The sequence below is a fragment of the Palleniella muris genome (assembly GCF_004792655.1).
Classification (GTDB): domain Bacteria; phylum Bacteroidota; class Bacteroidia; order Bacteroidales; family Bacteroidaceae; genus Prevotella; species Prevotella muris_A.
The window spans coordinates 140,041-154,611 of sequence record NZ_SRZC01000001.1 but is presented as its reverse complement, the minus strand read 5'-3'; the positions used below and the strand labels follow the sequence as shown (position 1 = coordinate 154,611).

The 14,571-nt window shown below is 46.9% G+C and carries 12 protein-coding genes; 9 read left to right on the top strand and 3 right to left on the bottom strand.

The genetic code is table 11. From position 1 onward, the window contains the following. Positions 1 to 241: 241 nt before the first annotated feature. Complete coding sequence (locus tag E5358_RS00610; RefSeq protein WP_168354547.1) at positions 242 to 1,879, bottom strand: helix-turn-helix domain-containing protein; 1,638 nt, start codon at positions 1,877 to 1,879, stop codon at positions 242 to 244. A 516-nt stretch (positions 1,880 to 2,395) separates the two neighbouring features. On the opposite strand from E5358_RS00610, the gene E5358_RS00605 reads away from it, so the two are divergent. The 6 genes from E5358_RS00605 to E5358_RS00580 all read left to right on the top strand — a co-directional run bounded on the left by E5358_RS00605 (position 2,396) and on the right by E5358_RS00580 (position 9,842). Then, entirely contained in the window at positions 2,396 to 3,157 is a 762-nt protein-coding gene (locus E5358_RS00605) for a hypothetical protein (RefSeq protein WP_135938434.1), read from the top strand. Between the two features lie 13 nt (positions 3,158 to 3,170). Further along, the gene (locus E5358_RS00600) at positions 3,171 to 5,717 is read left to right on the top strand and encodes a S8 family serine peptidase (protein ID WP_168354546.1); all 2,547 of its coding nucleotides are present in this window, start codon (positions 3,171 to 3,173) and stop codon (positions 5,715 to 5,717) included. A 3-nt stretch (positions 5,718 to 5,720) separates the two neighbouring features. Beyond that, complete coding sequence (locus tag E5358_RS00595) at positions 5,721 to 6,209, top strand: hypothetical protein (protein ID WP_135938432.1); 489 nt, start codon at positions 5,721 to 5,723, stop codon at positions 6,207 to 6,209. Between the two features lie 120 nt (positions 6,210 to 6,329). Beyond that, on the top strand, positions 6,330 to 7,616 hold the full coding sequence (locus tag E5358_RS00590; RefSeq protein ID WP_135938431.1) for a S41 family peptidase: 1,287 nt from the start codon (positions 6,330 to 6,332) through the stop codon (positions 7,614 to 7,616). Between the two features lie 9 nt (positions 7,617 to 7,625). Further along, complete coding sequence (locus E5358_RS00585; RefSeq protein ID WP_135938430.1) at positions 7,626 to 8,333, top strand: porin family protein; 708 nt, start codon at positions 7,626 to 7,628, stop codon at positions 8,331 to 8,333. A 195-nt stretch (positions 8,334 to 8,528) separates the two neighbouring features. Continuing rightward, on the top strand, positions 8,529 to 9,842 hold the full coding sequence (locus E5358_RS00580) for a clostripain-related cysteine peptidase (protein ID WP_135938429.1): 1,314 nt from the start codon (positions 8,529 to 8,531) through the stop codon (positions 9,840 to 9,842). A gap of 174 nt (positions 9,843 to 10,016) precedes the next feature. Here the strand turns inward: E5358_RS00580 and E5358_RS00575 are convergent, their stop codons facing one another. Both E5358_RS00575 and dgt read right to left on the bottom strand, forming a co-directional pair. Next, positions 10,017 to 10,196 (bottom strand): hypothetical protein, encoded by a 180-nt coding sequence (locus tag E5358_RS00575; RefSeq protein WP_277821109.1) that lies wholly within the window; start codon positions 10,194 to 10,196, stop codon positions 10,017 to 10,019. Positions 10,197 to 10,240: 44 nt separating this feature from the next. Continuing rightward, complete coding sequence (gene dgt / locus E5358_RS00570; protein ID WP_135938524.1) at positions 10,241 to 11,587, bottom strand: dGTP triphosphohydrolase; 1,347 nt, start codon at positions 11,585 to 11,587, stop codon at positions 10,241 to 10,243. A 123-nt stretch (positions 11,588 to 11,710) separates the two neighbouring features. Between dgt and dut the strand changes: the two genes are divergently transcribed. Genes dut through lolB1 form a run of 3 tightly spaced genes read left to right on the top strand, consistent with a single transcriptional unit; the run spans position 11,711 to position 14,551 of the window. Further along, complete coding sequence (dut, locus tag E5358_RS00565) at positions 11,711 to 12,148, top strand: dUTP diphosphatase (protein WP_135938523.1); 438 nt, start codon at positions 11,711 to 11,713, stop codon at positions 12,146 to 12,148. Positions 12,149 to 12,203: 55 nt separating this feature from the next. Continuing rightward, positions 12,204 to 13,850 carry a tetratricopeptide repeat protein gene (locus E5358_RS00560; protein ID WP_277821108.1) on the top strand — a complete coding sequence of 549 codons (1,647 nt, stop codon included), beginning with the start codon at positions 12,204 to 12,206 and terminating at the stop codon, positions 13,848 to 13,850. A 17-nt stretch (positions 13,851 to 13,867) separates the two neighbouring features. Next, positions 13,868 to 14,551, top strand: a complete 684-nt coding sequence (gene lolB1 / locus E5358_RS00555; RefSeq protein WP_168354544.1) for a lipoprotein insertase outer membrane protein LolB1 — start codon at positions 13,868 to 13,870, stop codon at positions 14,549 to 14,551. Positions 14,552 to 14,571: the final 20 nt, after the last annotated feature.

The following is a 14,571-nucleotide window of genomic DNA, read 5'->3' as shown; positions in this document are numbered from 1 at the left end:
GGACAAAGCATTACTCATTGTATCATGAAGTGATACTTTTTGCGTGGTAAAATGATACTCTTTATAACCTTTTGTGGCAATAGAAGGGTGAAGAATTTATGATGTTACAACTAACAGTTTGATATACAGTAAGTTGCGGTTTGAGTATATTTTCGCGGTTTTTCCTCCCTTGTCTTGCAAGTTCTCGCAGAAATGTTAAAAGTGGCCTGCTTTGTTTTATCTTCATCTCAGGCTGTGCCTTTTATTCGAGTTTGGTTTTCTGGTACTGTGCGGGGGACATGCCACATATTTTCTGAAAGACTCGATAAAAGGTGCTCCTGCTTGTGAAATTGGACTCTGCCGCAATGGCATCTATCGAGAGGTATGGCTTTTCGCTCATCAATTTTATGGAATATTCCACCTTAAGGCGATTGATGTAGTCGGTAACATTGTCAGCGCCGGCATATCGGCGCAGCATCGGACTGATGTCGTTCTTTGAGACATTGGCTATCCGGCACAATTCGTCGCGGCCGAATCGTGGCTCAAGAAACAGTTTTTTATCAACAATCAGAGATTCCATTTTCATGAATTTCCCATAATCAAAGCCTTCGCCGCCAGATGTGATACTCTCAGATGCTGAGTTTGATGCCAAGCTTTCGGATGCCTCCTCTGTAGCTTGGGCTTCCAAGGTTGATTCACCCACGTCGAGGACACTCTCTCCATAGGCTCTGCGATGTTCTTCATGTTCAGCGATATATTTGTCGAGTTTGTTGGCCAATGCCTTGTTTTTCTCCTTGGAAATCGAAAGATTACGCCGCGCAATCCACAGCAGGACAATCAGCAGTACGGTTATGATGGTTATTCCCGTAAGGAAGATGTTACGCTTAGTGGCATTGGCGTTAGCCATTTTTAATTCAAACTCCTTCTCCTTAAGCTGGAATTGCACGGCAAACTTTTGGGCTTCACTTGCGCTTTCACGAGCATATATGGTATCACGCAGTGTGTAGCATCGTTTCATGGTGATGCTCGCCGCCTGATAGTCCTTGAGACGGCGTTCTATGTCAGCCTTATGCTGCAAGAGTTGAAGATACTCATAGCTGACGGTGTCATTGGCAAAGGCAGCTATGCACTCCTCGTTCAGTGCCTTGGCTTCACGGAAGCGGTTGGACGAGATAAGGAATGGTATGGCATAGTTTTTGCCTTCAATCGTTTTGGAGAAGTCTGTTGAAAGAAATTTGGCATGATATCGTTCCGACTCTCTCTTTCGCCCCGCTGTGTGCAATAAGAATGCCATTTTGGTGAACAAGTATCCATATTCCCGGTCGATATATCCCGGTGGAGGGCCGGGTGCCATGCTCATCCTTCCAATGACAGCTTCCTTCTTGTATCCGGCAGAGAGAGCATCATCTATTCGGCCTTGGTCTATAAAGAACGAGATGTAATCGCCGTAGGCAGTGGACAAAACCGCCATATCACGAACATCTTTGGAATCCTTCATCAAACTTATGGTTTTGTCAAAACACCTCTCCGCCATACTGTTGTATGACATCTGCTTGTAGATGCTTGCCAAGTCACAGAAAATCTGAGCCTCGGCATTCCAGTTTCCTGTAGTGCGAGCCATACCAATCACTGAGTCACATTGATTGATGGCCTCCTCGTATCTGTTGGTACGCACCAACGCCTCTACCAGAAGTCTTGAATATGGGATGTTCCGTTCTGGCACCAAACGTATCGAATCATTGGCCAATCCCCTGCGGACGCACGCCTCCACTTGGAGATAGTCTCTCTTTACATTATAGCACCATGCACGCATCAGGTCAAGGCGCAGAGGGTCTATCCCTCCTGAAGGTGACTTCTCCTCCTTGCCTATGAGTGCCAGAGCTCTGTCCGGGTTTTTCATATAGATTGCCCGAAAAGTGTCTTCCGTAAATGATGTTCTGCAGATTCCCTCCGTATGGAAAAACCCTGCCAATAGAACAAGTAATAATATATGATTTGATCGAAGCATCAGTTTGTGGATTAAGGCTTCCGCCTATTGCTTTACAAATTTAATAATTTTATCGGAATCACACAAGGATATTCCACAATAGATTGATTCCTTCCTGCTTGATGAAGTTAGTGCATAGGTGGCATATATACGCAAAACTTGATTTGTTGTTGTTTGTAATCCATTAATTAACAGCAAAATGACATAATGAGATATTGGTTTGACAATATGGGACTACAAGGTTGTACAACAGAAAGGACAGAATGGGACTCCTCCATAGAGACAATATGTCCCGGTGACAGTATTATTGACTAAATTTGCATGAAATGACACTTTACAGCTTACGGCGGCTTAGCGGATAGCAGGGGATGCCAATGCGCCAACGCTTGGAAAGAATTTTGCAAGATATTTGAAAACATATTATTACCGATGCACAAATTTATTGATTACTCCTGGTGGAAAGATGTGACGATAGCCACCACCGGCACTATAATCGGCATTGTTGTGACCTTTGGCACAACGGCTTGGTTAGAGGATAAGACACGGAAGGAAATGGCAGACAAAACCGTCATTATGACTCTTCACAATCTTGACTCTTCGATGGACAATCTGAGCAATCTCCTTGGAGAAATGCAGAGCAACGACACGCTGTTCCACCGTGTGTTGTCGCTGATGCCTGACAGTCTCGGCGTGATGGGCAACGACTCTCTGGAGATGGTAGTCAGCAGATTCGCTTCTATGCGAACCTATACCACCGACAAGAGCACACGCCGGATTTTCTCTTCGAGCTTCGAGGTATGGCAGAATATAGACGATGCCAAGGTGATAAGCCGCATCGGCAACTGCTACAGCATGCTTGATCTATGCTACAAGGAATATGACAAGATTGAGCAACTCAGAGCGGAGGCGTTCAAGGCCTACTGGAATGAATGTCCCCCGCAGGACTACGCTGATGCCGAGGAAGCGGTCAGGGTTTTTCTGAAGCGGAATGATGTCCGTTATGCCATAGACATGCAGGCCAACATTACACCAATCCTCGTCTCTGTAAATGATATAGCGCGTCAGTTGAACGAACGCAACAAAGAGGTGCTGGGAATAACACAGGACGAGTTGGATGAAGTGGGCAATCTTCTGGACAAAAACGAATATTTCACAGATGAAGACTACAGGAATCAGAAAAAGCAAAATTAATCATAATAACAGAATGTCAATATTTCATAACAGACTTGAGGGTTTTTCGAGAAAGGCGTTGCTCATTTTTGCAGGATTGGGCATAAACATTCTCGCATTTGGAGACGCTCCTCCCGGTGACATGCAAATTGTTTTTGAAAACCGTAAGAGTGCAGACAGCATCATGGCACTGTATCCCGACATCAAATTCGAGAGGGTCATCCCCCTTGCTTCCAATCGGGAAATCGAAGCACGTCATCGCGATTCGGGCATCGACCTGTGGTATATAGTCAGAACGTCATCAAGGAAAATGACACGGTCAGCCAATATGTTTGCGAATTGCCGTGGAGTGCGTGGAGTTTTCGAGACACAGTTGATAACGATGCCGGAATCCCACCCTGTCTCAGATACAGGTTTCAAGCAACAGGCGTCACATCGCTCGCTGGTTGCGCGCAGTGCCTCGGTGATGAACGACCCGCTGTACCGGCGTCAGTGGCATTATAGCATGATAAACATGGAGAAAGCATGGGAATTGGAGCAGGGCAAACGTAATGTGACAGTTGCGGTGATGGACGGATGGATTGACCACTCTCATCCCGACCTTGCCCCTAACATGTGGGTCAACGAGGCAGAACGCAACGGACAGCCGGGCGTTGACGATGATGGCAACGGATATGTCGATGACATATATGGATACAATACATCTGCTGATCTGGACTATTATAGCCCTCATGGAACTCATGTTGCCGGCACGGTGGCTGCTGTAAACAACAACGGTATCGGTGTATGCGGTGTGGCCGGAGGCAACGGTGTGGACACCGGCGTGAGAATAATGTCTGTCGGAATCCAGAACACCGGGCAGAAAATCCCGGAATGGTTAATGGCTCGAGGATTCGTATATGCCGCAGACAATGGTGCTGTCATATCTCAAAACAGTTGGGAAGGAAGCTACACACATCAAAGTCCGGTACTTAACGAAGCTATCAGTTATTTTATGGAGAATGCGGGCAAACACCCTGACAGCCCGATGAAAGGAGGTCTTGTGCTTTTTGCCGCAGGAAACGACAATTCCAATACACCCCACTTCCCGATAAACGGCCAGTCGTTCAACCGCAACCGTTTTATCACGGTCGGAGCGGTATCGTCCGACAAGATTCGCTCTTCGTATTCTAACTATGGGTGGTGGGTTGATGTTGCAGCCCCGGGCGGTGAGCAGAATGGCGTCAGCATAATGAGCACAGCCCTCGAAGGAGGCTATATGCTCATGAACGGAACATCCATGGCTTGTCCGCATGTGTCAGGCGTGGCGGCCTTGATAGTATCCAAATTCGGGTCTGCTGGTCTGACTCCGGAATTTGTCAAGAACCGCATCCTCTCTACGGCTACTCCGATAGAGGGGTATCAGGCCGGTTATACGCATGCGACAGAGACATCACTTGGCATCGTAAACGCTTATGCTGCTCTATGTGATGAAAACAAGGAAGTTCCGGGGATTCCCGAGGATTTCTGCATTAAAACATACGATAAATCCTATGCCCTGTTCTCTTGGGCAATGCCATCCGACAGCAATGGCAATGCCCCGTCTGTCTGCAAAATATACACCGGCAAAGAGGATGTGCCGTTTGCCGTCGTAAAGACATCGGGTGCGGAAGCAGGCGCACGGTATGAGTATTTCGACCAGTCCGGATATGCTTCAGATTATTCTGAATTCACCATCGAGGCCGTAGATTGTGACGGGAACAGGTCCGGACGTTCGGCAGCATCGGCTGTTGCCGACTGCACAAATGACTTGGCTGTCATCAACCCATATAACATTGATAATTTTGTCGTATATAAACCGTCGGAATACGACTTCGCCGAGCCGTTTGATGACGTGGCACTAACATTCTTTGTAAACAGCGACGGGCCTAAAACAGTGGAAATCGAAAACTCCAACGATTTTATCAGATGCAGCCTGTTTAGGAATGAATGTGAAGTGACATTTGACTTGACAGATGAGACACCGACGGGCACATTTCCATTCACCATCAAGGCATACGAGAATAGTGATCCTGACAATGCCGTCCGTTTGCATCTTACTTGCACGGTAAAGAATGCGCTATCCGGAAACAAAGGAGTCGTCAGCACAACCGGTGGAAGCACTCTTGCCGTTGTCGAGACAAACAAGCGTAGAGGGGAGATTTCCATGGATCTGACAAAATATTTGACTCATCCGTGGGGCACCAACTTTGCCATTCCTGACAACAGCAGAACAATAAAGGATGACTTCTTCGGCTTTGAAGTAAACTATAGCATAGTAAATGGTATATTGGATGCCAAATACAATTTTGACAACGCAATCACATTTTGTTCGGCAAGTATAAAGCTGGATGCTGTGGACGAATATATGATAGAATCTTCATTTGATGTTGAGGTGAAATTCATTGACAATGGCACCGGTATTGAGGATGCAGTGTCTGACAAAGCAACAAATAATTCGGGAATCTATACAACTCAAGGGGTAAAACTTGATTGCGAGGTAGAGGACCTTCTTCCGGGCATGTATATTATCAATGGTAAAAAGGTATTAATAAACAGATAATAAATGAAAAGAATAGACTATACCATTATTAGTTTGGTTGCCATCACTGCAGTGATTCTTTCTTGTTGCGGGAACACTAAAAGCGAGACTTCGGATAATCCGGAGGAGCAGTCGTTGCCGATGCTCGGCTCATGGAGATACGCATCAATGACATATATATTTGAGGGAGACAAGCCTGACACTGCCTCTACTGTATTCGGACCGGACACAATCCAAATATATGATGTGTATCGCCATGACAGTATTTTGGAGTCGTATGTTACTTTGGGTGATACAATCCTGCGCCGGACGCAGATGCGCTATATCTTCCGCAATGATTCCATCATCGCTGAGAATGAAGTGAAAAAGGTGCAGGTGCATGTTGCAAATGCCACCGACAGCACCCTGAACTTTGACTTCACACTTGTTGATGGAGACAAGACTGCCATTTGTCATACACTAAGCGAACGTTGCGAACTTCCTGAATGGCTGAAACACAAGATTAAACGCTAACGGCACACCGGTAATCATTATTCTTGACCTCTTGCAGGCAGAGTAAGCGTGACGGGTTATAAGGAAATGCCGGTACGCAAATGAACTGAATGATAATATCAAAAAAAGAAGCACATAAAAATGAAAACGAGTAAAATTATCTATGGGCTGTTGCTTGCTCTGACTCTTTCGCTCACGGCTTGCCGTGATGAGGCGGACAATCTCATGCAGCCCGGTGCCCTTCCAGGCGAGACACTGACTTCCCAGTTTGAACAAATCTGGCAAGGAATCAACCAAAACTACGTGTTCTGGGAGATAGACCCGGTTGATTGGGATGCTGTATACACCCAATACAAGCCCAAGATTGAGGAGTTGGACAAGCAGGAAGTTGTTAAGACATCTGATTTGAATAAATTGTATGAGGAAGCCTTCGGTCAGCTGATAGACCACCACATGCTGATAAAAGCCGTCAATGTCAAGGCTGCTCCGGATGACGAACAAAATGTGTACGTCCATCCCGGTTCCTTAGCCTCGGCAAAGCGCGAAGGCTTTCATGAGGCAATTCCCATCATAGGGTTTCAAGTAATACGCAAAAAGATGAAAGAAGACGGCCGTATCACTTTTGCGCATGAATATGTGAATGAGGAAGCGTCGCCAAGGCACTTGGAAACCTGTGTCATCGACAATGACATACTATATCTCGGTTTTAGGGCGTTTAATATCATTGAAAAAATCCAGAGATACAGATTTCTTGGCGATGAAGATGCCAAGGAAATTTATGACGTATACTCCGAATATATGCGCCAACTGCTTTTTAACAAGAACATTAAGAGCATCATTGTGGATGTGCGCAGCAATAGCGGAGGCGACCTCGGCGATATGCTTACGGTGCTTTCACCGCTCTTGAAAGAGGATGTGCATCTATTTGACTCCAAAACAAAGATAGGCCTTGGGCGTCTTGATTACGGCGAATGGACTCCTTGGAACGGAAAAGCTGTCACCCAACGTCAAATGGGAGAACTGCTCGCCTGGGAGGAGGAACTGCCGAACACGGACTGCATAGGTGACCGCAAAGTGGCATTCCTCATCGACTGTCAGTCGGTAAGCATGGCTGAGATGTCTGCGACAGGGGCAAAGTCCCTGCCTTACGCCACGGTGATTGGCGAACGCTCTTTTGGAGGTCTCGGCCCTTTGACCTCTGATGTGCACAATTCCTTCTGTGGACAATTTGGAGATGAAAAACTGAAATCAAAGAGCTATTATGTGTACACAAGCACTTGGATCACACGCACTGCCGATGGTGAGTATCCGGAAGGAAAAGGCGTAGAGCCGGATATTACGGTACCATTGAATATAGAGATGCTTACAGGCCAACATATCGACAATCAACTTGAATATGCCGTTGACTACCTCCATGGTAAAAAATAATATCAGAGTATGAAAACAAACAATATCATATTATTAGCACTAATCCTTTTGTCGGCTATCTTTCCAATGCCGGTAGTCGCACAATGGAAAGTTGGCGCCACCGTCGGATACGATTATAACCATTATGCCCTTGACACACAGTATGCCTACGACCTGAACTACAGTGAGCGGAGTGGTGTCACCGTAGGCTTCCTCGGAGAGTACGGATTCAATGACTGGCTTGGCTTGCGAGCCGAGTTGGTATACCTGCAAAAAGGGTACAAAATGGACCGTCTCTACAATGAGACAAGCCGGCAACGTCGCGACCACTATCTTGAATTGCCAATAATGGCACGCTTCTCATTCGGTTCACAAAAAATCCGAGGTTTCCTGCATGCCGGCGGATATGTTGGCTACTGGATGAATAGCCGCGTGAAGGGAGCGGAACGAAGCCTTACCTACGATCCTGACAAACAGATTGAATATGAGGACGCTAATGAGCTTTACGCCTACAACAAATCTTATGTTTTCGATTCAAGGCGCGATAATCGTTTTGATGCCGGCTTGGTTGGAGGCGTTGGTGTAAGCTATCGGGTTCTGCCTCAGCTTGAAGTGGAAATGGAGGGACGCTGTTATTATGGCTTGACCTCCACTACAAAGGATTACATGGAATATATGAAACAGCCAAGATACAATACCACCTTCACCTTGCAGGCCGGGATAAAGTATTGCTTTTGACAAATGCGCGTGTATTATAGTAAGACAGAATAAATTAGCGAAAATATGCAAGCGTATTGCTCATGGTTTTCCTATTACTCAATGACTACGTTTTTGTATAATTCCCATGTTCTACAGTAAATGCCGTGCAAATTAATTTTGTGGACAAACTTAGCTTCAAATATTATCATTTAAATTATTTTTGTGGATAAACTTATGATACAGCTATTTTATCGAAACATCACAGCAATTCTACTGCTGTCATTCACTGTGATTTTCACGTCATGTGGCAATGACGATGACAACGACATCATTAATGAAGAACCTCTGCCGGAAGAGTCACAACCGGTGGAAAGAGCCATTCTCGCTTATATCTGGGGCGACATTGATGGCGAAAGCGGTCTTGAACTCAGTGATTGCCAGTTGGATTATATCAACAAAATGGAAGCAGGATGGAACGACAGTTATGCCGGAAGCCTTTATGTCTATATCGATCCGTCGCCGATGTTTGTACAGTTTGAGAATCCGGTGCTGTTGAAAATAAAGCATGATGACACACCGGCCATCGTAAGCGAGGTCGTCAAAGAATATGAGCCAATCGAGGCTCATGGGGACATCACCCGCTATCCGGAAGTGCAGAACGACGTCCGTGCCATAGCCCCTGCAAAAAGCTATGGACTTATGCTTTTCGGACATGGCAGCGGCATCATCCCATTTGGTGCAAATGATGATACTGCGGTTAAAACCAGAGGAATGGGCGGTGATGCCGTGAAATATCTTGAAAACAGAGAAATAGCAGGACTTACTCTGCCTGACTATGAATTCATAATAATGCACGCTTGCATGATGGCGAGTGTGGAGGTGGCATATGAACTGCGTCAGAAAACCAAGTATTTTGTTGCAAGCGAAGTGTCCCTTTCTTCAGTAGGATGGCCTTGGCATGAAAATCTGTCGTACCTTTACACCAAGCCTCGCGCCGACTTGTCAAAGTTTGTGATACATTCCTACGAATGGCTTTACAACAATTTGGACGATAGCGACAAGTATGCGACACTGTCCCTCATAGATGCTGCCCAACTTGACAACCTTGCCGTAAGTACAAAGAAAGCTCTGATGGACAGTGAAATCACCTTGGACAACATCAAGGACGCTTTTGTCAACAAATGTCATCTTACGGAAAACGTCTTGGACGATGGCAAAGGAGAGGAAGCATTCCAAAAGAACTTTCCTTACGCTCAGCTTGATTTTGTGGATTTCATGCGCAAGACAGGCGCGTTTACCGATGAATGGTTCTCGGCATACAATAAAGCATGCCTGATTAATGTTTGCGGATTCGGGAAAGATTTGCAGATGCATGATGTGGTTGGGAACAATATAGAGTCTTATTACAACGGACTTTCAATATATCCTATTGTGGCACTGGAAAACCACTTTGACTCCCCGTCATACAAAGATTATGTCAATTATGCCATACGCTCATACCGTTTGAACCAATGGTACACCGCCTGTGGCTTTGACTTGTTGGAGTAAGCAACTTGACATTTTTAATTACGTATTTGCGATAAACTTATATCAATCAGCACATTAACACTGCAATATCATTGCAATGTTAATGTGCTGCAGTGTTATTATTTCATTCTTTCAAAATATATAACGTGAGTTTGACGGATTTGCAATTATTCGGCAGAATGAAGAAAAACGCTATCAAATCACCGTAAAACGGTGGCTCTTCATTAACTTTACCCCTATGCCATAATACAATGCCAATTGCTCTTGGTTAACCGACTTTGCTGCACGAGCCTGACTTTGCAATATAGCGGTTTTCAATATATATACAGCATCAGTTGCTTGCAGAACTCCATTCTTTTTGATATGTTTATCCATAGTAATTGCTTTTTATGTATTGAAAACTGTGTTTCTATATTTGCCTATACTATCGGCAGGCTTATACCATTGATTTTCTGATAGATGTCGAGAGCATAGATGTCTGTCATCCCGGAGATGTAGTCTATCACTGCAAGGATGCGGGTTTCGAGGTCTTCCGCTTCAATGTCGTACTGGGATGACACACGGCGTATGAGCTGGCGGGAGTAGAAGCGGTCGGGATATACAGCGGCTTCCACCATCTGTTCCATGAGAGTTTCCATTATTTTGTAACCCGAAAGCTCAATGTCGAGGACAGGCTTGCTGCTGTAGATTTTCTTCTGTGACACCTTTTGGCAGCGTTTGTAGGCAGAGCGAGGCTGCTCAGGAATGCAGTCCATGAGGCAACCGCGGAACTCTCCGCGCAGGATATCCTGCTCGTGAGTTGTGAACACCTCGGTGCAAAGGCTTTCAAGAAGCCCGATGACACGCGCTCTCATGTAGATGATTTTCTCGTTGCTGTCCGTTATTCCCTCATCGTCGATTCGCTTGCGGATGCTTTCCTGTGTCTCATTGTCAAAGAATCCGAGGAGGAGAGAGCTTGTCTCCTCAAAGGAAAGAATCTTCAGTTTGTGGGCATCCTCGATGTCCATTATCTCATAACAAATGTCATCCGCAGCTTCCACAAGATAGACCAAAGGATGACGGAGCTTGTAACAGCCAAGGTCGGTGGCTATTTTGCGATAGATTTGCGCATCGTCATTGAAGAATCCGAATTTCCCTTTGCCACAGTAATGTGCGCCGGGAGCGTCGGAGACAGTGCCTTTCTCCGCCAGACGGCTCTCGCAAGGATACTTTATTATGGATGCGAGAGTGGTGTATGTCATCACGAAGCCACCTTCACGGCGTCCCTTGAACCTGTGGGCGAGAAGGCGGAAACCATTGGCGTTGCCCTCAAAGTGTGTGATGTCGTCCCACAGTTCGCGGCTTATCATCTCGCGGATGTACTTGCCCTTGCCCTCAGTGAAGAACGTCTGTATCGCCTTCTCTCCCGAATGTCCGAAAGGAGGGTTGCCCATGTCGTGGGCAAGGCAGGCGGTAGCCACGATTGTGCCTATCTCCTGAAACAAAGTGTCCTGCAGTTCCGGATGTATGGCTGTGAGTGCGCGTGCCACGTCGTTGCCGAGTGACATGCCCACACTTGCCACTTCGAGCGAATGCGTCAGGCGGTTATGCACGAAGATGCTTCCCGGAAGCGGAAAGACCTGTGTCTTGTTCTGCATACGGCGGAAAGGAGCGGAGAATATGAGTCTGTCATAATCGCGCTTGAATTCAGAGCGTTCGTCGTGGCGCTCAATATGTCGTGCCTCCTGACCGAGGCGTTTTGTCGAAATAAGTTGTTCCCAGTTCATCATGATGCAAAAGTAGTAAAATAAATTAAGAATTAGGTATTATGGATTGACATTTCTTGCGTTATTCGGGAAAAAACTGTAAATTTGCACTTTATATATAACATAATGCAATCAATTACAAGGATGTTAGAGGTAAAGATAATCAACAAGGGACATCACGAGCTCCCTGCTTATGCCACAGAACAGAGTGCGGGAATGGACCTGCGTGCCAATCTTGACGAGCCTGTTGTGCTCCGTCCGCTGCAGCGCGCGATAGTGAAAACGGGACTGTTCATGGCACTTCCTGCCGGTTATGAAGCACAGGTGCGCCCACGTTCGGGACTTGCACTGAAGCACGGCATAACGGTTCTGAACTCTCCCGGCACCATCGATGCCGACTACAGGGGAGAGATTGGTGTGCTGCTGGTGAACCTCAGTGACAAGGACTTTACAATCAACGACGGCGAGCGTATCGCCCAGATGGTCATAGCAAAGCACGAGACAGTGCAGTTTGTCACTGTTGACGAACTTGACGAGACAAAGCGCGGTGCAGGAGGCTACGGTCACACCGGTGTGAAGTGATTGCAAGGATTTATTCTTGATTATGATGAATGAATTGATACGTAAACATGGAGGCTTGAAAAGGGCTTTTGCCGCTGTGCTTCTCTGCATTGTGGCGATGGTCTCTTTTGCCGATGACTACCTTGAAAAAGGAGGGTTTGCCGAGGAGGAGAAGAACAGTTACAAGTACATCTTCCTCGGTGCGGTGACGCGTCTTAATGTCGGCGACACCGACTCCGCCATGGTTCTGCTGGAACGTTGCCGTGAGATGAACCCGGAGGCATCCGAGACATACTTCTTCCTTGCTGACTGCTACCGTCAGAAAGGGCAGGATTCGCTTAAGGTCGTGATGATGCGCAAGGCTGCAGAGCTTAGCCCGGGCAACATCACGTATAAGGAGGCACTGCTTCCGGTGTATCTGGAGAATGAGGAGATTGACAGCGCCATATCTGTCGCAGAGGAGATTGTGCGCGGCACTCCGGAGCGTACGGACATGCTGCAGCTGCTCCTGCAGATTTATTCCTACAAGAAGGACAACGCCAAATGTCTTGAAACGCTCAACCGCCTTGAGGTTCAGGACGGACAGACGGAGCAGATTACCATGACAAAGGTGCAGCTCTACAGTAACATGGGTGAGGACAAGAAGGCTTACAATGAACTGGAAGCCCTTGTAGACAACCACCCTCTGAATCTCAACTACCGTGTGATGATGGGCAACTGGCTGCTTGGAAAAGACAGGAAGAAAGAGGCTATGGCAGAATACAGCGCCGTTCTCCGTGAAGACCCTGACAATGAGGCTGCACAGATGTCACTGATGGATTATTACAGCAGTGAGGGACAGGGAAACATTGCTGACACTCTTCGCAACAGAATCCTTCTTAACCCGAAGACACAACAGTCCACGCGCCTCCTGCTCCTTAAGCAGTACATCCGCCGGCAGGAACAGGCATCGACGGATTCCACGGCGGTTCTCGCCCTGTTCGACAAAATCCTTGAAAGCAAGCAGACAGACACTCAGGTCATGGAGTTGAAACTTGCTTACATGACCATGAAGCGCATGCCGGAGGATTCTATAAGGACCGTGCTGCAACAGATACTTGACCTTCGCCCGGAGCATGCTCAGGCACGCTTCGAACTGATAAAGATGGCATGGGGAAAGGGTGAGCATGAGGAGATGATACGCCTCGCAAAGCCCGCCCTGCAGTACAATCCCGACGAATGGGCGTTCAGCTATTTCCTCGGTGTGGGCTATTTCCTTAACGACCAGACGAAGGAATGTGTGGAAGCTCTCATGAAGGCTTCGGAACATGTCGATGAGGCAAAGGAGAAGGATTTGGCAGTGGAGATGTACGAACTCCTTGGCGATGCGCAGCATAAGCTGGGGAACACAAAGGAGGCGTTCGAGGCTTACGAGAACTGCCTGCGCCTTGACCCGGAGAAGATTCCGTGCCTGAACAACTACGCTTACTACCTCTCCGAGGAAAACAGAGACCTTGACAAGGCGGCTGCAATGAGCCTGAAAACAATAAAGGCGGAGCCGAACAATCCGACATATCTTGACACGTATGCCTGGATTCTCTATCTTCAGGGACGCTACGAGGAGGCGAAGATATACATGGATCTTGCCGTAAAGAACCTCAAAGAGGGTGAGGAGAAGGAAGTCTACCTTGAACATCAGAAGGCAATCGACAAGAAAGTCGCCGCCTCACAGAAACAGAAATGACAACAAAACACAATCCAATGAAAATGAACATAAAGGCAACAATATTCGCCATGGTACTCGGACTGACGCTTGCCGGTTGCGGTTCTTCAAAGCAGGTGTCACAGGAGCCTATCAAGAAAACCACGGGAGGAACGACCATTGCTTCTGAAACGCGTGAGGAACTTGCACGCCAGGTCGAGGTGGAACAGAAAACCACTGTCAACAGGTTCATCGCTGACCTTGACCTCGCTGTCGGTATGGACGGCAGTTCCTATAATCTCGGCGGAAAACTCGCCATGAAACGAAGCCAGGTGGTAAGGATGAATCTCACATTCATGGGATTCATAGAGGTGGGAATCATAGAGTTCACGCCGGATTATATCCTTATCGTCAACCGCATGGGAAAGGAATACACAAAGGCACCGTACAACTCTCTTGATGTCCTTGTCAAGAATAACATCAACTTCAAGACAGTCGAGGCCATGGCATGGAAGAACCTTTATTCGCCTGACGGCAAGAAAGTCAAGGATGCAGACTTCGGAAAGATGATAGAACAACTCATAAACTCCAACATAAAAGGCAGCGGAAAAGTCACCGTGAAGGTTAATATCGGCGCACCGAACACGACACGCGACTTCGAGACCTACACCTCGGTAAAGGCTAATTACAAGGAAGTGCCGGCACAGGTGCTTATGGCAAAACTCATGAGCTTTGCACAATAGCATTAAAAAAACATATTCCA

Coding starts and splice junctions, on each gene's coding strand:
- E5358_RS00610 (WP_168354547.1), bottom strand. CDS start 1,879: ATGAAAAACCCGGACAGAGCTCTGGCACTCATAGGCAAGGAGGAGAAG.
- E5358_RS00605 (WP_135938434.1), top strand. CDS start 2,396: ATGCACAAATTTATTGATTACTCCTGGTGGAAAGATGTGACGATAGCC.
- E5358_RS00600 (WP_168354546.1), top strand. CDS start 3,171: ATGTCAATATTTCATAACAGACTTGAGGGTTTTTCGAGAAAGGCGTTG.
- E5358_RS00595 (WP_135938432.1), top strand. CDS start 5,721: ATGAAAAGAATAGACTATACCATTATTAGTTTGGTTGCCATCACTGCA.
- E5358_RS00590 (WP_135938431.1), top strand. CDS start 6,330: ATGAAAACGAGTAAAATTATCTATGGGCTGTTGCTTGCTCTGACTCTT.
- E5358_RS00585 (WP_135938430.1), top strand. CDS start 7,626: ATGAAAACAAACAATATCATATTATTAGCACTAATCCTTTTGTCGGCT.
- E5358_RS00580 (WP_135938429.1), top strand. CDS start 8,529: ATGATACAGCTATTTTATCGAAACATCACAGCAATTCTACTGCTGTCA.
- E5358_RS00575 (WP_277821109.1), bottom strand. CDS start 10,196: ATGGATAAACATATCAAAAAGAATGGAGTTCTGCAAGCAACTGATGCT.
- dgt (WP_135938524.1), bottom strand. CDS start 11,587: ATGAACTGGGAACAACTTATTTCGACAAAACGCCTCGGTCAGGAGGCA.
- dut (WP_135938523.1), top strand. CDS start 11,711: ATGTTAGAGGTAAAGATAATCAACAAGGGACATCACGAGCTCCCTGCT.
- lolB1 (WP_168354544.1), top strand. CDS start 13,868: ATGAAAATGAACATAAAGGCAACAATATTCGCCATGGTACTCGGACTG.